General features: G+C 42.2%; 17 protein-coding genes, 3 tRNA genes, 3 rRNA genes and 1 other RNA gene. 1 reads left to right on the top strand and 23 read right to left on the bottom strand.

Features of this window, described 5'->3' with window-relative positions:
* Genes plsX through BQ2679_RS01150 form a run of 3 tightly spaced genes read right to left on the bottom strand, consistent with a single transcriptional unit; the run spans position 1 to position 2,926 of the window.
* A complete protein-coding gene (gene plsX / locus BQ2679_RS01160; protein WP_075565306.1) occupies positions 1-993 on the bottom strand; it encodes a phosphate acyltransferase PlsX in 993 nt (330 codons plus the stop codon).
* Complete coding sequence (recO, locus tag BQ2679_RS01155; RefSeq protein ID WP_075565303.1) at positions 990-1,760, bottom strand: DNA repair protein RecO; 771 nt, start codon at positions 1,758-1,760, stop codon at positions 990-992. The genes plsX and recO overlap by 4 nt, the downstream gene beginning before the upstream one ends.
* Positions 1,757-2,926, bottom strand: coding sequence for a pyridoxal phosphate-dependent aminotransferase (locus BQ2679_RS01150; protein WP_075565300.1), 1,170 nt, complete (start codon positions 2,924-2,926; stop codon positions 1,757-1,759). Before BQ2679_RS01150 ends, recO begins: the two co-directional genes overlap by 4 nt.
* Positions 2,927-3,080: 154 nt before the next feature.
* Here BQ2679_RS01150 and BQ2679_RS01145 point away from each other — a divergent pair, with 154 nt between their 5' ends.
* Positions 3,081-4,091 (top strand): YeiH family protein, encoded by a 1,011-nt coding sequence (locus BQ2679_RS01145; protein WP_075565298.1) that lies wholly within the window; start codon positions 3,081-3,083, stop codon positions 4,089-4,091.
* Positions 4,092-4,119: 28 nt separating this feature from the next.
* Here the strand turns inward: BQ2679_RS01145 and BQ2679_RS01140 are convergent, their stop codons facing one another.
* From BQ2679_RS01140 to BQ2679_RS01045, 20 genes are all read right to left on the bottom strand, one after another.
* Positions 4,120-4,557: a CoA-binding protein gene (locus BQ2679_RS01140; RefSeq protein WP_075565296.1), complete on the bottom strand. Its 438-nt coding sequence runs from the start codon at positions 4,555-4,557 to the stop codon at positions 4,120-4,122.
* A 114-nt stretch (positions 4,558-4,671) separates the two neighbouring features.
* On the bottom strand, positions 4,672-5,526 hold the full coding sequence (gene srtB, locus BQ2679_RS01135; RefSeq protein ID WP_075565294.1) for a class B sortase, LPKTxAVK-specific: 855 nt from the start codon (positions 5,524-5,526) through the stop codon (positions 4,672-4,674).
* 73 nt (positions 5,527-5,599) lie between these two features.
* Positions 5,600-5,998 (bottom strand): LPKTxAVK-anchored surface protein, encoded by a 399-nt coding sequence (locus BQ2679_RS01130; RefSeq protein ID WP_075565293.1) that lies wholly within the window; start codon positions 5,996-5,998, stop codon positions 5,600-5,602.
* 153 nt (positions 5,999-6,151) lie between these two features.
* Positions 6,152-7,120, bottom strand: coding sequence for a ribose-phosphate diphosphokinase (locus tag BQ2679_RS01125; RefSeq protein WP_075565291.1), 969 nt, complete (start codon positions 7,118-7,120; stop codon positions 6,152-6,154).
* A gap of 128 nt (positions 7,121-7,248) precedes the next feature.
* Positions 7,249-8,076: a PrsW family intramembrane metalloprotease gene (locus BQ2679_RS01120; RefSeq protein WP_075565290.1), complete on the bottom strand. Its 828-nt coding sequence runs from the start codon at positions 8,074-8,076 to the stop codon at positions 7,249-7,251.
* A gap of 24 nt (positions 8,077-8,100) precedes the next feature.
* Positions 8,101-8,598 carry a beta-class carbonic anhydrase gene (locus BQ2679_RS01115; protein ID WP_075565288.1) on the bottom strand — a complete coding sequence of 166 codons (498 nt, stop codon included), beginning with the start codon at positions 8,596-8,598 and terminating at the stop codon, positions 8,101-8,103.
* A gap of 158 nt (positions 8,599-8,756) precedes the next feature.
* Entirely contained in the window at positions 8,757-9,455 is a 699-nt protein-coding gene (locus BQ2679_RS01110; RefSeq protein ID WP_075565286.1) for a TIGR00266 family protein, read from the bottom strand.
* Positions 9,456-9,526: 71 nt separating this feature from the next.
* Positions 9,527-10,888 carry a DNA repair protein RadA gene (gene radA / locus BQ2679_RS01105; RefSeq protein WP_075565283.1) on the bottom strand — a complete coding sequence of 454 codons (1,362 nt, stop codon included), beginning with the start codon at positions 10,886-10,888 and terminating at the stop codon, positions 9,527-9,529.
* 13 nt (positions 10,889-10,901) lie between these two features.
* Complete coding sequence (locus BQ2679_RS01100; protein ID WP_075565280.1) at positions 10,902-11,468, bottom strand: histidine phosphatase family protein; 567 nt, start codon at positions 11,466-11,468, stop codon at positions 10,902-10,904.
* Positions 11,419-11,862, bottom strand: coding sequence for a dUTP diphosphatase (locus tag BQ2679_RS01095; protein ID WP_075565277.1), 444 nt, complete (start codon positions 11,860-11,862; stop codon positions 11,419-11,421). Before BQ2679_RS01095 ends, BQ2679_RS01100 begins: the two co-directional genes overlap by 50 nt.
* Positions 11,863-11,914: 52 nt before the next feature.
* Positions 11,915-12,014: signal recognition particle sRNA small type (ffs, locus tag BQ2679_RS01090), an RNA gene on the bottom strand.
* A gap of 32 nt (positions 12,015-12,046) precedes the next feature.
* Positions 12,047-12,514: a tRNA adenosine(34) deaminase TadA gene (gene tadA, locus BQ2679_RS01085; RefSeq protein ID WP_075565274.1), complete on the bottom strand. Its 468-nt coding sequence runs from the start codon at positions 12,512-12,514 to the stop codon at positions 12,047-12,049.
* 200 nt (positions 12,515-12,714) lie between these two features.
* Positions 12,715-14,001 carry an adenylosuccinate synthase gene (locus tag BQ2679_RS01080; RefSeq protein WP_075565273.1) on the bottom strand — a complete coding sequence of 429 codons (1,287 nt, stop codon included), beginning with the start codon at positions 13,999-14,001 and terminating at the stop codon, positions 12,715-12,717.
* A gap of 228 nt (positions 14,002-14,229) precedes the next feature.
* Positions 14,230-14,469 (bottom strand): sigma(X)-activator ComW, encoded by a 240-nt coding sequence (gene comW / locus BQ2679_RS11015; RefSeq protein WP_075565271.1) that lies wholly within the window; start codon positions 14,467-14,469, stop codon positions 14,230-14,232.
* A gap of 159 nt (positions 14,470-14,628) precedes the next feature.
* A tRNA-Asn gene (locus tag BQ2679_RS01070) sits at positions 14,629-14,702 on the bottom strand.
* 5 nt (positions 14,703-14,707) lie between these two features.
* Positions 14,708-14,823 (bottom strand): 5S ribosomal RNA (gene rrf, locus BQ2679_RS01065).
* 80 nt (positions 14,824-14,903) lie between these two features.
* Positions 14,904-17,803, bottom strand: a 23S ribosomal RNA gene (locus BQ2679_RS01060).
* A gap of 126 nt (positions 17,804-17,929) precedes the next feature.
* Positions 17,930-18,002 (bottom strand) — tRNA-Ala (locus BQ2679_RS01055).
* A 50-nt stretch (positions 18,003-18,052) separates the two neighbouring features.
* Positions 18,053-19,598, bottom strand: a 16S ribosomal RNA gene (locus BQ2679_RS01050).
* The 16S, 23S and 5S rRNA genes sit together here with 3 tRNA genes alongside, the layout of an rRNA operon.
* A gap of 228 nt (positions 19,599-19,826) precedes the next feature.
* Positions 19,827-19,898 (bottom strand) — tRNA-Glu (locus tag BQ2679_RS01045).
* Positions 19,899-19,908: the final 10 nt, after the last annotated feature.

The raw sequence follows: 19,908 nt of genomic DNA, 5'->3' as shown, positions 1-19,908 counted from the left end.
TTATTCCTCTGAAAATTCACGCGCAGTTTGGGTAACTACATCTGTCTCAAGCATGGTACGAATCTGGCGTATTGTACTATAGACAGCTTTGGCATCACTTGATCCATGAGTCTTAACCACCGGTGCTTTTACACCAAACAGAACCGCACCCCCAACATCTGAATAGTTCAACTGTTTTTTCAAACCTCTGAGATTATCCTTAAGAAGGAGAGCGCCTAGCTTAGCTCTAAGCCCCCCACCTGCAATAGCATTTTTAAGCAAGCCCATGATACCCATAGCAGTCCCTTCAATAGCCTTGAGCACAGCATTTCCCGTGAAACCATCTGTGACGACTACATCAGCGACTCCATCCATCAAATCACGCGCTTCCACGTTCCCAATAAAGTTTAAGCTTTCATCAGCCAACAATAGTTCATAAGTTTCCTTACGAAGTGGGTCTCCCTTACTGCTCTCTGTCCCATTATTAAGTAAACCTACACGAGGTTTGTCAATTCCACGAACATTTTTAGCATAGAAGGAGCCTAGGATGGCATATTGATGAAGGTGATGGGCTGTATTTTCTGCATTGGCACCAAGGTCAAGCATATCAAAGCCTTTTCCATCAATAGTTGGCAATGTTGACATCAATCCAGGTCGATCGATATTTTTGATACGACCAACGATGAAGAATCCCGCTGCCAACAAGGCACCTGTATTTCCTGCAGAAAGAACAGCATCTGCCTCTCCATCTTTGACAGCCTTGGCCGCCAATATCATGCTGGCATTTTTCTTCTTACGGATAGCTTTTGTAGGTTCATCATCAGAATTTATTTTTTCATCTGTATGGATAATGCTGACACGCTCTGCGGCTGTTAGATATTGTTTGATTTTACTTTCGTCTCCGTAAAGTTGAATCTCAATATCTGAAAAGTCAGCAAGGGCTTGATTAACTCCCTCTACAATAGCTTTTGGTGCGTAATCACCACCCATTGCATCTACTGCGATTTTTTTCATTTGTTTTCCTCTTTCAGTAGTTGTCCCCAATCTGCTAGGGAATCAATAAACTTCTTTGATTTTAGGTGAATTCCAACATACTCTTCGTAAATCTGGTCCATAAACTTACGCAATTCTTGCTTGATTTCTGACTTAAGAGAAATAGTCTCCAGAGTACCAAAATCAATAGACTGAAATTGATTGAGCAGATAAGGAATATTGGGATTTAAATGACATCGTTTCTCATCTTCATGGTAATGATCGGGACAAAGGCAACCCCCGTATTTGAAGGAGAAGTCAAAGGCTTGCCCCACACGATGACAAAAGGTACATTCATTAAAGTTGAGACTGATTCCAAAACGTGTCAATATTTGAATTTCAAAAATATTGGTCAAAACTTGATAATCCAGACCCTCTTCCATCAGCTCTAAAGTCTTTTGCAAAAAAGCAAATAAGGGAGCATCTTCTTGATTATCCTGCAAACTCGCATCTGCCAAGGCTGCAACGTAAGTCGCATAAGCCATAACAAAGAGGTCACTATTGATTTTCGGAAAAGTCTTCACCTCATGATAATCTTCTATATAACTAAGTCCATCGTCATTGACTTTTAAGAGAAAATGGGCTAAGACTAAAGGTTGAATGACAGGAGCTAGTTTGGATTGACCGGCGTGTTTGACAAAAAACATGCGCTTCCCTGCCTGTTCTGTAAAGATTTTAACAAGCTTATCATCCTCTCGAAAATTTCGATTGTAAAGTACTAAACCCTGACTCGTAATCGATTGAATCATGCTTCTCTCATGTACTCCTCAAGTCGTTTCATAGCTTCTCTAATGGTTCCCATGCTAGCTGCATAAGATAGGCGAACATAGCCTTCTCCATACTGCCCAAAGGCAGCCCCAGGGATAAAAGCAACAGCCTTCTTCTGGGCAAAATCCTTCAGAAAAGCAAAGGAATCTTGATTATAGCCTGCCGGAATCTTAGCAAAGATATAAAAAGCCCCATCTGGTTTGATAATCTCAAAGTCAAGGTCAGTCATCTTCTCAATAATGTAGTCCCGCCGTTGGATATATTCCTTCTTCATCGGTTCTGCATCATCTTTACCAGCTGTTAAGGCTTCTACTGCAGCATGTTGCGCCATGGTGTTTGCAGCGGTTACCAAATACTGGTGACTCTTAATCAACTGGGCTATAAAGTTTGCTGGTGCAAAGATAAAGCCTAAACGCCAACCTGTCATGGCATGGGATTTAGAAAGACCGTTAATGATAATTGCCTGATCTCTCAATATAGTTCCCAAAGATACATGATTTTCCCCTGTATAGGTCAATTCTGAGTAGACTTCATCACAGACTACGAAAATCTCATACTTGCGTAAAACAGCTGCCAAGGCTTCTAATTGCTCGCGACTATAAGTAATTCCTGTAGGGTTGGCTGGATAGTTGAGAATAACTGCCTTGAGCTTGTCACCCTGTTCTAGAATGGCTTTCTCTAACATTTCTGGTGTTAAGACAAAACCATTCTCAGTCGTATCAATCTCAACAATCTCTGCACCAACTAGATTAACTATTGGCTCATAGCCAGGATAGGCAGGAGCTGGCAAGAGCACCTTGTCTCCTTCCTCCAAAATAGCTGTCAGAGTAGCTGATAGAGCCTCTGTCGCACCAATTGTGACCAAGATTTCATTCTCTGGATTGTAGTCTAGCTGATATTTCTCTTTTACAAAATCACTCGCCGCCTGACGCAAGGTCAACAAACCGCTCATCCCTGTATAGTAGGATTGATCTTGGTCGATGGCTCGCTTTGCAGCTTCCTTGACATGATCTGGTGTTGTAAAATCTGGTTCTCCCAAGGTCAATCGCAGGACTCCAGGGATCTCTGAAATAGCCTGGTCAAATTGACGAATCAAGGAAACTTGTATCTTATCTAATTGTTTATTAAATCTTTTGGTTAAGTCCATATATATCCTCCTTGATCAAAGAACATATATCTATTATACTACAAAAGCTCTCTGACCGCAAAATTCCGTTAATTTACAACCTTATTCCTACTTTCTATTTTACTTTTCTGACAGACAAGATTATAATAAGAAGTGCTTATTTTCGGAGGTTTTTATGTCATTTCTATCAAAAAATTGGGCAGGACTGTTAGCCTGTCTGATCATCTCAATCATCTCTTGGGTTTTAGGAGGCTTTCTGCCTGTTGTGGGAGCACCAGTTTTTGCCATTTTTATCGGTATGTTGCTCCATCCCTTTCTCTCTAACTACAAACAACTGGATGCAGGCTTGACTTATAGCTCCAAAAAACTGCTCCAGTATGCTGTTATCTTACTGGGCTTTGGCCTCAATATATCTCAAGTTTTCGCAGTTGGAAAATCTTCCCTCCCTGTTATCCTTTCAACCATTTCTATCGCCTTAATTGTAGCTTTCTTTTTCCAACGATTTTTTAACATGGATACAAAGCTAGCTACCTTGATTGGGGTAGGCTCTTCTATCTGTGGCGGTTCTGCCATTGCAGCGACTGCTCCTGTTATTCACGCCAAGGAAAAAGAAGTAGCCCAAGCCATTTCTGTTATCTTTTTCTTCAATGTCTTGGCAGCTCTTATCTTTCCAACTCTAGGTTCTTGGCTCCATCTCTCCAACGAAGGTTTTGCTCTCTTTGCGGGTACTGCGGTCAACGATACTTCCTCTGTAACAGCCACAGCTAGCGCCTGGGATAGTCTGTATCATACCAATACTCTAGAATCTGCAACCATTGTCAAACTGACTCGTACCTTAGCTATTATCCCTATTACTCTCTTCCTCTCCTATTGGCAAAGCCGTCAACAAGACAACAACCAAGGAGTAAAGCTTAAAAAAATCTTCCCCGTTTTCATTCTCTACTTCATCCTAGCTTCTCTGCTAACCACCGTCCTTACTTCTTTTGGTGTTAGCAATAGCTTCTTTTCACCTCTCAAACAGCTCTCCAAATTCCTCATCATCATGGCTATGAGTGCTATTGGTCTCAAAACTAACCTCGTTGCTATGATCAAATCCAGTGGAAAATCCATTCTTCTTGGAGCCCTTTGCTGGATTGCTATCATCCTGACTAGTCTTGCCATGCAATCACTCATCGGTATCTTTTAATAAAAAAAGTAGCTTTTCAGCTACTTTTTTATTGTTCTAGAATCAATCGTGTATGTTCTTTCTTAATACAACGATTCATAACAATATCTTCACATCCGCCAGCTCGGAGAATTTCTTCTGCCTCTTGATTTTCAAGACCAAGTTGGGCCCAGAAAATCTGTGCATCTGCTTGTAGAAAGTCACGGGCAACATCTGGCAAAAACTCGCTACGACGAAAAACATCCACAATATCTACATGAAAAGGAATCTCAGCAAGACTTGCATATGCCTTTTCTCCAAGAATTTCCTGGCCTGCTAATTTCGGATTGACTGGAATGATTCTATATCCTCGAGACTGCATCTCCTTGGATACACGATTACTAGTTGTTTCCTCGCGATCCGACAAACCTACTACAGCTACCGTTTTGCTAGTTGTTAAATACTGACGTACTACGCCATCACTAGGGTTTTTGAATAGTTCGCTCATGCAAAACCTCCTTTTTCAACCAGTATAGCATATTTTACTAATACTAGCTAATTTTTGATATAAAAAATCTTCTTAAACCCTATAAACAGATTTAAGAAGATTCATTTTTAAATTTTATCTTGTTGCTTTATAAGCAAGTTGCTCTCCATGTTGCTTCACAAACTCTTCCATTTCTGAATCAGGAATTTGACGAAGGTACAGGTTGGCACGGATAGTTTCATCCTCTTCACGACAAGTAGAAAGTACAAGATATTTATCTTTTGCTGACACTTTCATATTTGGCTTCTTAACATTAGCTTCATTATAAATCGCGGTTAACTGTTTTTCAAAGTCTTGATCATCATCAAAACTTGTACGGTAGAAAGCAGTATCTTCTGGAACAATTACCATAGCAACTGCTTCATAATAGTACTTTCTTTCAGGAGTTTCAATTACTACATAAGGATGCTCATCAAAATATTTTTGCGTATCGTAGAAGTTCACATCATTAAACATGCGATGATCTGCTACTTTGCTTCCACGAGCATGACCAAACAACCAAGTCAAACGATCACTAAAGTCCTTCTTATTGTCTGCATCCATGAAAACAGTTCCCAAATATGGTTGGTGCCCGCCATCAAATGTTTTATCTAAATAAGTTGCATTGTCTGTTGTTTGAACAACTGGTTCGTCTAACTGCGTCCCAGGAGCATAAACATAAGCTACAGTTTCAGAATTTGTTTCAGTTAAAGGTTTAAACCTGTTAGCAAGATATTCTTTTTCTTCTGCACTAACTGTATAAGTTGGTTTAGGCGCCTCTACAGTTGTAGTCCCTTGGACAACTGTCGTACTAGTTGTAGAGCTAGTTTTATCTAATGGAGCTAGAAAATTATTGTATACGAAAAAGCCACTAATAACAACAGCAACTACAATAAGGAAGCCAATAATTTTTCCAATAGGTGATTTCTTTGTTGTAGATCTTCTATTCATATTTTATACCTTATCTATTTATCAAAAAATCACTGAAACGAAGTTTCAGTGATTAGTTAACTCAGCAAATAAATTATTTAACTGCGCTTGTTTTTGGAAGAGCTTTTTGTCCAGCTGCTGCACCTGGTTTAGCTGCATCTTTACCAGCAGGTTTAGCTGCATCTTTACCAGCAGGTTTAGCTGCATCTTTAGCTTTACCAGTAACTACAAATTCACCTGGTTTACCTGGTACAGGTTTCAATTCTTCACCAGCTGCTTTAAATTTGTCTTTAGTTGATTCAGCATCAACATTGTTAAGACCGTCTTTATTGTATTGAGTAAGACCATCTTTATCGTTTGTGAACATGTCTGCACCTGTAAGTGATGTAGCATTGTCGTCTGCTGAGTAGTGTTGACCAGTGTTATTGGCAAAAACTGGTGAAGCCGCAAAAACTGCAAGAGCAGCTACTGATGATAATAAAACTTTTTTCATTGTTTTATCTCCTTTTTGTTTTTAAAATTATATTTTCATAAGGATTTACCTTACTACCTATAGTATATCACATAAAAGTATACTGTCAAGCATTTTTAAAATAATTTTTAAGTTTTTTTAAAAAAATTAGTAAAGAAATAGTAAAATATTAAATCAAATTGTTCGTTCAATGCTAAATAATGGTGATAGTGGACGTTTTTCATGGATACGAATAATCGCATCTCCAAGAAGATGGGCGATTGAAATTTGCTCAATCTTATCAATCAAACGTTCTTCAGGAAGGTAGATCGTATCTAAAACCACCAACTTTTTGATAGCAGAATTTTGGATGTTCTCTAAAGCTGGTCCTGATAATACTGGGTGAGTACAGCTAGCATATACTTCCACAGCTCCAGCTTCAGCCAAAGCATCAGCAGCGTGGCAGATTGTACCAGCTGTGTCAATCATATCATCAATCAAGATACAAGTTTTGCCTTCTACCTTACCAATGATATTCATCACTTCACTAGTATTCATCTTGTCTACACTTCGACGTTTATCAATAATGGCAATTGGTGTTTTCAAAAATTCCGCCAACTTACGGGCACGTGTTACACCACCGTGGTCTGGACTAACAACCACGTAGTCTGAGCCAACCATGCCACGACGCTCAAAGTAATCTGCAATCAGAGGAGCCCCCATCAAATGATCTACAGGAATATCAAAGAATCCTTGAATCTGTGCCGCGTGCAAGTCAATCGTCAACAAACGATCTACACCAGCAACTTCAAGCATATTTGCAACGAGTTTTGCTGTGATTGGCTCACGAGCTCTTGCCTTTCTATCCTGACGTGCATAACCATAGTATGGCATTACAACGTTAACTGATTCTGCACTCGCACGTTTTAAGGCATCTACCATAATCAAAATCTCAAGCAAGTTGTCATTAACAGGTGAGCTTGTTGACTGTAAAATATAAACATGCTTACCACGAATAGACTCTGCTATATTGACCTGAATTTCCCCGTCTGAAAATTGGCGAACACTTGATTTCCCCAATTCCATTCCAATCTCTTGCGCCACACGCTCTGCTAATTCTCTATTTGAAGAAAGGGCAAAGAGCTTTAAATCAGAAAAAGACATGATTCCCTCCACTTTTTGTATCACTTGTGTTTTTTGCGACATTTTCCACCTACCATTGTAGCGCTTTTTTCTCTATTTTTCAACAAAAATAAAACAAGGATAAACATTCTATCCTTGTCTCTATTTTATTAAGAAATCTCTTTAGTCAGCATATCATTGTGCTTGTCAACAAAATGAACAGCCTTATAAAAACTATAGAGTGTAATTGCAGCTACAAGAGGAAAAGCAAGTGGTACCTCTGTTTCCAACTCGACAATTGGAGAATTAAATAAAAAGTGTGTCCCAAAAGCCAAGCCCAAGTAACTAAAACCAGGTTTTATCATTGCCTTCTGACCTCTATAAGCTCTGTATAGTAAATAAATACCTAATATAGCAAGACCTGAGAACGTCCAATGTGAGGCAATCGCTGAGGTTACACGCTCTAAAATTCTAGACAATGTATATGCCAAACCTTCTGATAAGTCCGTACGAATATAACTGATATCCTCAATTATTTGAAATCCTAAACCTGAAGCTATCCCCATTAAGAATACTGATTTTAATTTCTTCACAGGAATCAAATACAAAACAAAGGCAAGTGGCAATAATTTCAAAGGTTCCTCTACAAGAGGAGCGACAATCGCATTTTCCAAGGCGTTCAAAAAAGAACTGTCTGGGAAAAGATCGGTTAGTAAATTATGTATATAGGTATTTGCAAAACTAGATAGCCAACCTGAAATAAACAAACCACCTAGCAAGGACAGGGTTAATGCCTTCTTTGATGTTTCCCATCTTTTCCCAATACGATATAGACAATAAATAGCTGGCACCATATAAAAAAGTGCAACGAGGATAGAAAGTCCCATCACTCCATACTCTGTTCCAGACATCGAACCATCTATATAGTACAAGGTCTCATACTGTAAACCAATACACATTAATAAAATAAAAACAAATACAATAATATTTTTCTTCATACACTATCTTTCTAAAACCTATCCTTACAATTCTACTACTATCATTCTCCCTGTATCTACATCATAGACTGCACCTGAAATGACCACATCATCAGGGATCAGGGGAGAATCTTTAAGCAATCTCATATCTTCACGAACACTTTCATCAATATCTTGAAACGGTAAAAAGTCTTGGTTAGATACATCTACTCCCAACTCTCTTTTTAAATGTTCTTGAAAATCTTTATTTTGAAATGTTTGAGCACCGCAGTCTGTATGATGTAAAACTACAATCTCTCGTGTTCCTAATTGTTGCTGAGAGATGACTAAGGAACGTAGCATATCTTCAGTGACTCGACCACCTGCATTCCTTAAGATATGAGCATCTCCTAAGGCTAAACCAAGGGCTGGTGCTACGTGTAAACGCGAATCCATACAAGTTACGATTGCAACCTTTGTCTTTGGTTTAATTGGTAAATGGAGTTCTCCATGTAATTCCACATAGGCCTGATTAGCTTTTAAAAAATTTTCAAAATAGGACATGACAACTCACTTTCTAGTCTGCAAGATAATTTGAACACCAAATTATTTATCTCCTATCTTATCATCTTTTACCTCGTTTGTCAGCTTTCAGTATTTATATAGAAAACTAGGACAGAGACATCCAGCTTCTAGCTTGGACTTCTGTCCTAGTTTTATTTTTATGAACTACTTTTTGGAATATACTTGTTGAGCGCCCCTGCAAAACTCTGAAGATTAAGACTTTGTACATAGACTTCACCAGTACCTCGGAAGGTATTCACCACTCCTTCACCCGTACCGATAGACTGCCAGAAGCCATTTTCTAAGTGGATATCATAGTCTAGAGATTTACTCCAAGCCACCACATGGGCATTGTCGATGGTTATTTCTTGGTTTTGTAGCTCAATTTTCTTAATAGATCCAAAAGCATTGGCCAAAAGAGTCCCCTGACCTTTAGTTGTCATCACAAAGAGACCACCTTGCCCTCCGAACAGGGCTTTCCCAATAGATTGACGTTCCATTGTATAGAAGGCCGTACCATCAAGAGCTAGAAAGGCCCCATCATTCAAGCGGTACTGCTTTTCGCCTAGTTCAAGAGCAATCACTTGACCAGGAGTATCTGGTGCTAGAGCAAGGTTACCGTTGTCAGACTCAGCGACAGCTTGAGTAATGAAGGTACTTTCGCCAGAAACCATGGAACGCCCTACAGCTTTGACAAAACGTCCCAAACCAGAACCGCTAGCATTAAGTTTAGTATTGAGACTTACATTGGGTGTGTGGTAGACCATGCTACCCCGCTGGATATAGACGGTTTCTCCTTGATTGAGTGACAACTCTACCAAAGGAAATTGCATTTGGCTATCCATAGAAAATTTCATCAGAAATTCCTCCTTACTTTTAATAAATGTTAGCAATAAAATAATTAGTAATCTAAACCTGAGTAAAACGATTAGGAGAATACTTTTTTCAAGACTTCCTGAATAGTCGTCACCCCAATCACCTGAATTTCCTTAGGTGGCTTTATACCTGTTAGGGAATTTTTTGGTACATAGATTTTTGTAAATCCAAGCTTAGCGGCTTCATTGATGCGTTGCTCGATACGATTTACGCGCCGAATCTCTCCCGTCAAGCCCAACTCTCCTACAAAACATTCCTGAGGATTGGTTGGTTTGTCCTTGTAGCTAGAAGCAATAGCAACTGCAACAGCTAAGTCTATCGCAGGCTCATCCAATTTGACACCACCAGCTGATTTGAGATAGGCATCCTGATTTTGAAGCAAGAGACCTGCTCGTTTCTCCAAAACAGCCATAATCAAGCTAGCGCGATTGAAATCAAGCCCTGTCGTCGTACGCTTGGCATTTCCAAACATGGTCGGCGTCACCAAGGCCTGCACTTCAGCAAGAATTGGACGTGTCCCTTCCATAGTCACAACGATTGACGAACCCGTTGCTCCATCCAAACGTTCTTCCAGAAATACCTCACTAGGATTGAGAACCTCAACCAAGCCACCTGACTGCATCTCAAAGATTCCAATCTCATTGGTTGAGCCAAAACGATTTTTAACTGCTCTCAAGATACGGAAGGTATGGTGGCGCTCCCCTTCAAAGTAAAGAACCGTGTCCACCATATGCTCCAACATACGCGGACCAGCCAAGGTTCCTTCCTTGGTCACATGTCCCACGATAAAAATAGCAATGTTATTTGTCTTGGCTAGCTGCATGAGCTCTGCAGTTACTTCCCGCACTTGAGAAACTGATCCTTGAACTCCAGAAATCTCAGGAGACATAATCGTCTGTATAGAGTCGATGATGAGAAAATCAGGCTGGATTCTCTCTACCTCAGCTCTCACGCTCTGCATATTGGTTTCAGCATAGAGATAAAACTCACTGTCGATATCTCCCAAGCGCTCTGCACGGAGTTTAATCTGCTGGGCAGACTCCTCCCCACTGACATAGAGTACCGTTCCTACTTGAGACAACTGGGTTGATACTTGTAAGAGAAGGGTTGATTTTCCAATACCTGGATCTCCACCAATTAGGACGAGACTCCCTGGTACCACACCCCCACCGAGTACACGGTTGAATTCCTCCATCTCAGTCTTGGTTCGATTGACATTAATAGATGTTACTTCAGCCAATTTCATAGGCTTGGTTTTCTCACCTGTCAAGGACACACGCGCATTCTTAACCTCGACAACCTCAACCTCCTCAACAAAAGAAGACCAAGCTCCACAGTTTGGACAGCGCCCTAAATACTTGGGGGAATTATATTCACAATTTTGACACACAAATGTCGCCTTTTTCTTTGCGATAATAAACCTCTTTCTATATCTCTATCTCACATTCAATCACTTGGCAAAAATTAATCTTCTCATTTGGTACAAACTGGCGCATCAGCATTCGATGGGCTACAACTACCACAGTTTGATGTTCCCTATACTTAGCCATGCATTCTAGAAAACGAGTCTTCATCTCTACAGCTGTCTCATATTGAACAGGAGAATTTGGGAGCAACTCCCCATTATTTTCTAAAAATAGTCTTCTAGCTTCTTCAAATCTATCTATGCCACTTTCATAGACCTGCCATTCATGCAATAATGGCTCCACTCTCAAAGGAAGCCCAGTAGCACAAGATACATAAGAAGCCGTTTCTAATGCTCGCGTCACTGCAGAAGACACCAGGATGTCAGCTGAGCCAAACAAAGGATTTTTGCAAAGTTCCTGAGCTTGTTGTCTTCCTTTCACCGATAAAGGGGCCAAGTCTATCCCGAATCCAGTATAGGAACGCTCCTCTAACTCACGGTAATTTGGCTCCCCGTGACGTACAAAGATAATCTTCATCTTAGTGCCCAGTTGATCCAAATCCACCAGTACGTACTCCCTCTGCCTCATCTCCATCTGCGATTAAAAATGGTGCAAAAACAGCCTGAACTACACGTTCCCCAACTTCAAGAACAACTTCTTGGTCCGTAATATTTTTCATCTGTGCAAAGATATGTCCTTCATTCCCAGGATTACCATAGTAGTCCCCATCAATGACACCAACCGAGTTAATTAAGACTAACCCCTTCTTACGAGGGTTTGAAGAACGATCATAAAGATAGAGTACTTCTGTTGCTTTCATATAAGCCTTGACCCCAGTTGGAACGAGGACGATTTCTCCTGGTGCAATCACTGTACGCTCCGCAACCTTTAAGTCGTACCCAGCTGCATGCGCTGTCTCACGCTTTGGTAGCAAATTTTCATCTGTAAAACTAGAAACTAATTCAAAACCACGAATTTTCATATTATTCCTCTTTTTAATCTTTTATTATAGGCTATTTTATCTTATTTATTCGAAAAAAGCACGAAAAAAGAGCACACAATTCACACTCGCTTAGGGCTGCTGGATTCCTCCCCTGACCCGCTTCACGCAGAACTGTTGCTCCACTGTTTATTATACCACATTCTCCTCTATTTTTAAAGAGAAATTATTTTTTACGTCTATTACGGAAAAAATCCTGCATAATCCCTGCGCACTCATTCTCTAAAATCCCCATTTCAACCTCTACACGGTGATTGAGACGTTCATCCGTCAAGATATCGTACAAGCTCCCAGCAGCACCAAATTTTTGGTTCTTAGCCCCGTAAATAACCTTTGGAATACGAGCTAGACCAATTGCCCCACTACACATGACACAAGGCTCAATGGTCACAAAAAGGGTACAATCGAGCAAACGCCAACTCTCTTCGCTCAAATTAGCATTCTCTATGGCCATAATTTCCGCATGCATGACTGCCCGTTGCAACTCCTCACGAGCATTATGCCCACGACCAATAATTTGTCCGTCCTTAACAATGACACAACCAATGGGGATTTCATCATGCTCTAAAGCAATCTCCGCTTCCTTTAAGGCCTCTCTCATAAAAACTTCTTTTTCTTCAAGCGTGTAATCCATTTCTTCTCTCTTTCCTAGCTATCAACTCTACAATTATACCATGTTTCTTAGGACAAAAAAAGCCACCGAATGCGGTGACTTTATAGGGAGATTATTATGAAAAAGAAAAGTTTAGGAAATTTGTTACAACAAGTTAGGAGGTCTTCTTGTAACTGTCTTTAGTATATCCGACCTGTCTTAAACAAATCTTAAAAAATCTCCTATGACCAAACACTTTCTAAAATATTTGTCTGTTCACGACCAGGACCTACTGAGAATGTTGAAATACGAACACCCACCAATTCGCTAACACGGCGAACATAGTTACGTGCATTTTCAGGAAGGTCTTCCAAATTACGTACTCCAGTGATATCTTCAGACCAACCAGGCAATTCTTCGTAGATTGGTTTACAACGTTTCAATTGTTCGAGACTAGCTGGGTAGTAATCAATACGTTGACCATCAAGATCATAAGCCACACAGATTTTTACTGTATCCAAGCCACTCAAAACATCGATAGAGTTCAGTGAAAGGTTAGTGATACCAGAAACGCGACGGCTGTGACGCATCACAACTGAGTCGAACCAACCTACACGACGTGGGCGACCTGTAGTTGTTCCATATTCATGACCAATTTCACGGATACGATCGCCAACTTTATCAAAAAGCTCAGTTGGGAAAGGACCATCACCTACACGACTTGTATAAGCCTTACATACACCGACAACTTTGTCAATCTTACTTGGACCTACTCCAGAACCAATTGTCACACCACCAGCCACAGGGTTTGATGAAGTAACAAATGGATAGGTACCTTGGTCGATATCTAACATAACACCTTGAGCACCTTCAAAGAGTACACGCTTACCATTATCAAGCGCATCGTTCAAGATAACAGAAGTATCAGTCACATATTGCTTGATTTGTTGGCCATATTCATAGTATTCTTCAAAGATATCATCAACTGACATAGCTTTGCTATCATACAATTTTTCGAAAAGACGATTCTTTTCAGCAAGATTACGTTCTAAACGCTCACGGAAAATTTCTTTATCTAAAAGGTCTGCAATACGGATGCCGACACGAGCTGCCTTGTCCATATAAGCTGGACCTATACCCTTAATAGTAGTACCAATCTTATTCGCACCCTTAGCTTCTTCCTGAAGTCGGTCTAACTCGATGTGGTATGGTAAAATCACATGGGCACGATCAGAAATTCTAAGATTATCTGTTGTAACACCTTCTTCATGCAAATAAGACAATTCTTTCACAAGAGATTTAGGGTTGACAACCATCCCATTACCAATAACAGAGATTTTTTCTGGGAAGAAAATTCCAGAAGGAATCAAATGCAACTTAAATTTCTTTCCATCAATAACAATTGTGTGACCTGCATTATCTCCGCCTTGGTAACGAGCAATCACTTCCGCATTAGCTGAAAGGAAGTCTGTAATCTTCCCTTTACCTTCATCACCCCACTGGGTACCTACTACAACAACTGAAGTCATAATCTTGTATGAGCCAAATGGCTCTTCCTTTCTCACATACATGGCAGGAATCACACCTGCAATAATACCTTACAATTTATTATAATAAAGTTTACCCTTTTTTTCAAGACCAAAAACCTTAAACATAAAGAAAACCTATACAATTTTTAAAAAATAAAAGTATAAAAAAAGAAATAAATGTAAAAATACCTAAAATAAATTAAAATGTTCGCAATTAAAAAATTATTACTAACAATACCTAAGATCATGGACCTGAAGAAATTGCATCAAATACAAACGATAAGAGGTAAAATAATGATATGAGATAAAGTCACTCATATTAGAAATTTTATAACGAACAATATAATAGAGCAGAAACTTAAGATGAAAAGACTCCCATTCAGATTCAGAAATACCACAATGTTGGTATTCATCCTGAATACTACAATAAACATCTAAAAAATCGACATAAAGCTTATCAAGAATCATTTAATACTCCATTTCATTTTTATAAAAAAGTATAACAAAACTGTAGATAAATCAAATAAAAAAATCTCAAGTGTCTGAAAAAACATTTGATATGATTATAGATAGTAAATTATGGACATCATAAGCAATAAAAAAAACGTTCCTAGGAACGTTTAAATACTCCGCCAGTAGGACTCGAACCTACGACATCATGATTAACAGTCATGCGCTACTACCAACTGAGCTATGGCGGATAAAAGCTAAGCGACTTCCATATCTCACAGGGGGCAACCCCCAACTACTTCCGGCGTTCTAGGGCTTAACTGCTGTGTTCGGCATGGGAACAGGTGTATCTCCTAGGCTATCGTCACTTAACTTTGAGTCATACATACTCAAAATTGAATATCTTTCAAATGTCACTTAAAATCTAATCACGCTTCGTATTCTCAGTTACTTTGGATAAGTCCTCGAGCTATTAGTATTAGTCCGCTACATGTGTCGCCACACTTCCACTTCTAACCTATCTACCTGATCATCTCTCAGGGCTCTTACTGATATAAAATCATGGGAAATCTCATCTTGAGGTGGGTTTCACACTTAGATGCTTTCAGCGTTTATCCCTTCCCTACATAGCTACCCAGCGATGCCTTTGGCAAGACAACTGGTACACCAGCGGTAAGTCCACTCTGGTCCTCTCGTACTAGGAGCAGATCCTCTCAAATTTCCTACGCCCGCGACGGATAGGGACCGAACTGTCTCACGACGTTCTGAACCCAGCTCGCGTGCCGCTTTAATGGGCGAACAGCCCAACCCTTGGGACCGACTACAGCCCCAGGATGCGACGAGCCGACATCGAGGTGCCAAACCTCCCCGTCGATGTGAACTCTTGGGGGAGATAAGCCTGTTATCCCCAGGGTAGCTTTTATCCGTTGAGCGATGGCCCTTCCATACGGAACCACCGGATCACTAAGCCCGACTTTCGTCCCTGCTCGAGTTGTAGCTCTCGCAGTCAAGCTCCCTTATACCTTTACACTCTGCGAATGATTTCCAACCATTCTGAGGGAACCTTTGGGCGCCTCCGTTACCTTTTAGGAGGCGACCGCCCCAGTCAAACTGCCCGTCAGACACTGTCTCCGATAGGGATCACCTATCCGGGTTAGAGTGGCCATAACACAAGGGTAGTATCCCAACATCGTCTCCTTCGAAACTGGCGTCCCGATCTCATAGACTCCTACCTATCCTGTACATGTGGTACAGACACTCAATATCAAACTGCAGTAAAGCTCCATGGGGTCTTTCCGTCCTGTCGCGGGTAACCTGCATCTTCACAGGTACTAAAATTTCACCGAGTCTCTCGTTGAGACAGTGCCCAAATCATTACGCCTTTCGTGCGGGTCGGAACTTACCCGACAAGGAATTTCGCTACCTTAGGACCGTTATAGTTACGGCCGCCGTTTACTGGGGCTTCAATTCATACCTTCGCTTGCGCTAAGCACTCCTCTTAACCTTCCAGCACCGGGCAGGCGTCACCCCCTATACATCATCTTACGATTTAGCAGAGAGCTGTGTTTTTGATAAACAGTTGCTTGGGCCTATTCACTGCGGCTGACGTAAAGTCAGCACCCCTTCTCCCGAAGTTACGGGGTCATTTTGCCGAGTTCCTTAACGAGAGTTCTCTCGCTCACCTGAGGCTACTCGCCTCGACTACCTGTGTCGGTTTGCGGTACGGGTAGAGTATGTTAAACGCTAGAAGCTTTTCTTGGCAGTGTGACGTCACTAACTTCGCTACTAAACTTCGCTCCCCATCACAGCTCAATGTTATAGAACTAAGCATTTAACTCAATTCACACCTCACTGCTTAGACAGACTCTTCCAATCGTCTGCTTTAGTTAGCCTACTGCGTCCCTCCATCACTACATACTCTAGTACAGGAATATCAACCTGTTGTCCATCGGATACACCTTTCGGTCTCTCCTTAGGTCCCGACTAACCCAGGGCGGACGAGCCTTCCCCTGGAAACCTTAGTCTTACGGTGGACAGGATTCTCACCTGTCTTTCGCTACTCATACCGGCATTCTCACTTCTATGCGTTCCAGCACTCCTCACGGTATACCTTCTTCACACATAGAACGCTCTCCTACCATACCTATAAAGGTATCCACAGCTTCGGTAAATTGTTTTAGCCCCGGTACATTTTCGGCGCAGGGTCACTCGACTAGTGAGCTATTACGCACTCTTTGAATGAATAGCTGCTTCTAAGCTAACATCCTAGTTGTCTGTGCAACCCCACATCCTTTTCCACTTAACAATTATTTTGGGACCTTAGCTGGTGGTCTGGGCTGTTTCCCTTTCGACTACGGATCTTAGCACTCGCAGTCTGACTGCCGACCATAATTCATTGGCATTCGGAGTTTATCTGAGATTGGTAATCCGGGATGGACCCCTCACCCAAACAGTGCTCTACCTCCAAGAATCTCTATGTCGACGCTAGCCCTAAAGCTATTTCGGAGAGAACCAGCTATCTCCAAGTTCGTTTGGAATTTCTCCGCTACCCACAAGTCATCCAAGCACTTTTCAACGTGCCCTGGTTCGGTCCTCCAGTGCGTCTTACCGCACCTTCAACCTGCTCATGGGTAGGTCACATGGTTTCGGGTCTACGACATAATACTAAGGCGCCCTATTCAGACTCGGTTTCCCTACGGCTCCGTCTCTTCAACTTAACCTCGCATCATATCGTAACTCGCCGGTTCATTCTACAAAAGGCACGCTCTCACCCATTAACGGGCTCGAACTTGTTGTAGGCACACGGTTTCAGGTTCTATTTCACTCCCCTCCCGGGGTGCTTTTCACCTTTCCCTCACGGTACTGGTTCACTATCGGTCACTAGGGAGTATTTAGGGTTGGGAGATGGTCCTCCCAGATTCCGACGAGATTTCACGTGTCTCGCCGTACTCAGGATACTGCTAGGTACAAAGACTATTTTAAATACGAGGCTATCACTCTCTTTGGCTGATCTTCCCAAATCATTCTTCTATAGTCTTTGAGTCCACATCGCAGTCCTACAACCCCGAAGAGTAAACTCTTCGGTTTGCCCTCCTGCCGTTTCGCTCGCCGCTACTAAGGCAATCGCTTTTGCTTTCTCTTCCTGCAGCTACTTAGATGTTTCAGTTCACTGCGTCTTCCTCCTCATATCCTTAACAGATATGGGTAACAGGCATTACCTGTTGGGTTCCCCCATTCGGAAATCCCTGGATCATCGCTTACTTACAGCTACCCAAGGCATATCGTCGTTTGTCACGTCCTTCTTCGGCTCCTAGTGCCAAGGCATCCACCGTGCGCCCTTATTAACTTAACCTTATTTTTCTGACCTTTCAGTCATAAACTCTTTATTAATACTACAGCGTTTTCGGTTTATTTTCTTGTTACTATTTGATATAGATATTCAATTTTCAATGTGCATGACTTGGTGATCTCTCACCAATGGAGCCTAGCGGGATCGAACCGCTGACCTCCTGCGTGCAAAGCAGGCGCTCTCCCAGCTGAGCTAAGGCCCCACAAGACCTCTCAAGACTAAACAAGACCAATGTGCATTCCTTATCCTTAGAAAGGAGGTGATCCAGCCGCACCTTCCGATACGGCTACCTTGTTACGACTTCACCCCAATCATCTATCCCACCTTAGGCGGCTGGCTCCAAATGGTTACCTCACCGACTTCGGGTGTTACAAACTCTCGTGGTGTGACGGGCGGTGTGTACAAGGCCCGGGAACGTATTCACCGCGGCGTGCTGATCCGCGATTACTAGCGATTCCGACTTCATGTAGGCGAGTTGCAGCCTACAATCCGAACTGAGATTGGCTTTAAGAGATTAGCTTGCCGTCACCGGCTTGCGACTCGTTGTACCAACCATTGTAGCACGTGTGTAGCCCAGGTCATAAGGGGCATGATGATTTGACGTCATCCCCACCTTCCTCCGGTTTATTACCGGCAGTCTCGCTAGAGTGCCCAACTGAATGATGGCAACTAACAATAGGGGTTGCGCTCGTTGCGGGACTTAACCCAACATCTCACGACACGAGCTGACGACAACCATGCACCACCTGTCACCTCTGTCCCGAAGGAAAACTCTATCTCTAGAGCGGTCAGAGGGATGTCAAGACCTGGTAAGGTTCTTCGCGTTGCTTCGAATTAAACCACATGCTCCACCGCTTGTGCGGGCCCCCGTCAATTCCTTTGAGTTTCAACCTTGCGGTCGTACTCCCCAGGCGGAGTGCTTAATGCGTTAGCTACGGCACTAAACCCCGGAAAGGGTCTAACACCTAGCACTCATCGTTTACGGCGTGGACTACCAGGGTATCTAATCCTGTTTGCTCCCCACGCTTTCGAGCCTCAGCGTCAGTTACAAGCCAGAGAGCCGCTTTCGCCACCGGTGTTCCTCCATATATCTACGCATTTCACCGCTACACATGGAATTCCACTCTCCCCTCTTGCACTCAAGTTAAACAGTTTCCAAAGCGTACTATGGTTAAGCCACAGCCTTTAACTTCAGACTTATCTAACCGCCTGCGCTCGCTTTACGCCCAATAAATCCGGACAACGCTCGGGACCTACGTATTACCGCGGCTGCTGGCACGTAGTTAGCCGTCCCTTTCTGGTAAGATACCGTCACAGTGTGAACTTTCCACTCTCACACTCGTTCTTCTCTTACAACAGAGCTTTACGATCCGAAAACCTTCTTCACTCACGCGGCGTTGCTCGGTCAGACTTCCGTCCATTGCCGAAGATTCCCTACTGCTGCCTCCCGTAGGAGTCTGGGCCGTGTCTCAGTCCCAGTGTGGCCGATCACCCTCTCAGGTCGGCTATGTATCGTCGCCTTGGTGAGCCGTTACCCCACCAACTAGCTAATACAACGCAGGTCCATCTGGTAGTGGTGCAATTGCACCTTTTAATTGACTATCATGCAATAATCAATATTATGCGGTATTAGCTATCGTTTCCAATAGTTATCCCCCGCTACCAGGCAGGTTACCTACGCGTTACTCACCCGTTCGCAACTCATCCAGAGAAGCAAGCTCCTCCTTCAGCGTTCTACTTGCATGTATTAGGCACGCCGCCAGCGTTCGTCCTGAGCCAGGATCAAACTCTCATTAAAAGTTTGAGTTCTCACTCATTTCTGTCACTGACAGATTTATTGTTTTTTCATTGTTCAGTACTACAACATCAGTTGTAGTGCCCTGCACATTGGTTCGTCTTGTTCAGTTTTCAAAGGTCTTTGCCTCTCACTTCTGTCGTGAGCGACAACTATATTAGTATATCACAGCTTCTTTTCCTTGTCAATAGCTTTTTCAAACTTTTTTCAACTTCTACTGCAACATACTCATAGTCCGTACGGGATTCGAACCCGTGTTACCGCCGTGAAAAGGCGGTGTCTTAACCCCTTGACCAACGGACCTGAGCTTTTC

The sequence above is a fragment of the Streptococcus timonensis genome, assembly GCF_900095845.1.
Classification (GTDB): domain Bacteria; phylum Bacillota; class Bacilli; order Lactobacillales; family Streptococcaceae; genus Streptococcus; species Streptococcus timonensis.
Note: the sequence above shows the minus strand (reverse complement) of the source record. Positions and strands in the feature narration are given on the sequence as shown.

Coding starts and splice junctions, on each gene's coding strand:
- plsX (WP_075565306.1), bottom strand. CDS start 993: ATGAAAAAAATCGCAGTAGATGCAATGGGTGGTGATTACGCACCAAAA.
- recO (WP_075565303.1), bottom strand. CDS start 1,760: ATGATTCAATCGATTACGAGTCAGGGTTTAGTACTTTACAATCGAAAT.
- BQ2679_RS01150 (WP_075565300.1), bottom strand. CDS start 2,926: ATGGACTTAACCAAAAGATTTAATAAACAATTAGATAAGATACAAGTT.
- BQ2679_RS01145 (WP_075565298.1), top strand. CDS start 3,081: ATGTCATTTCTATCAAAAAATTGGGCAGGACTGTTAGCCTGTCTGATC.
- BQ2679_RS01140 (WP_075565296.1), bottom strand. CDS start 4,557: ATGAGCGAACTATTCAAAAACCCTAGTGATGGCGTAGTACGTCAGTAT.
- srtB (WP_075565294.1), bottom strand. CDS start 5,526: ATGAATAGAAGATCTACAACAAAGAAATCACCTATTGGAAAAATTATT.
- BQ2679_RS01130 (WP_075565293.1), bottom strand. CDS start 5,998: ATGAAAAAAGTTTTATTATCATCAGTAGCTGCTCTTGCAGTTTTTGCG.
- BQ2679_RS01125 (WP_075565291.1), bottom strand. CDS start 7,120: ATGTCTTTTTCTGATTTAAAGCTCTTTGCCCTTTCTTCAAATAGAGAA.
- BQ2679_RS01120 (WP_075565290.1), bottom strand. CDS start 8,076: ATGAAGAAAAATATTATTGTATTTGTTTTTATTTTATTAATGTGTATT.
- BQ2679_RS01115 (WP_075565288.1), bottom strand. CDS start 8,598: ATGTCCTATTTTGAAAATTTTTTAAAAGCTAATCAGGCCTATGTGGAA.
- BQ2679_RS01110 (WP_075565286.1), bottom strand. CDS start 9,455: ATGAAATTTTCTATGGATAGCCAAATGCAATTTCCTTTGGTAGAGTTG.
- BQ2679_RS01100 (WP_075565280.1), bottom strand. CDS start 11,468: ATGAGGCAGAGGGAGTACGTACTGGTGGATTTGGATCAACTGGGCACT.
- BQ2679_RS01095 (WP_075565277.1), bottom strand. CDS start 11,862: ATGAAAATTCGTGGTTTTGAATTAGTTTCTAGTTTTACAGATGAAAAT.
- tadA (WP_075565274.1), bottom strand. CDS start 12,514: ATGGATTACACGCTTGAAGAAAAAGAAGTTTTTATGAGAGAGGCCTTA.
- BQ2679_RS01080 (WP_075565273.1), bottom strand. CDS start 14,001: ATGACTTCAGTTGTTGTAGTAGGTACCCAGTGGGGTGATGAAGGTAAA.
- comW (WP_075565271.1), bottom strand. CDS start 14,469: ATGATTCTTGATAAGCTTTATGTCGATTTTTTAGATGTTTATTGTAGT.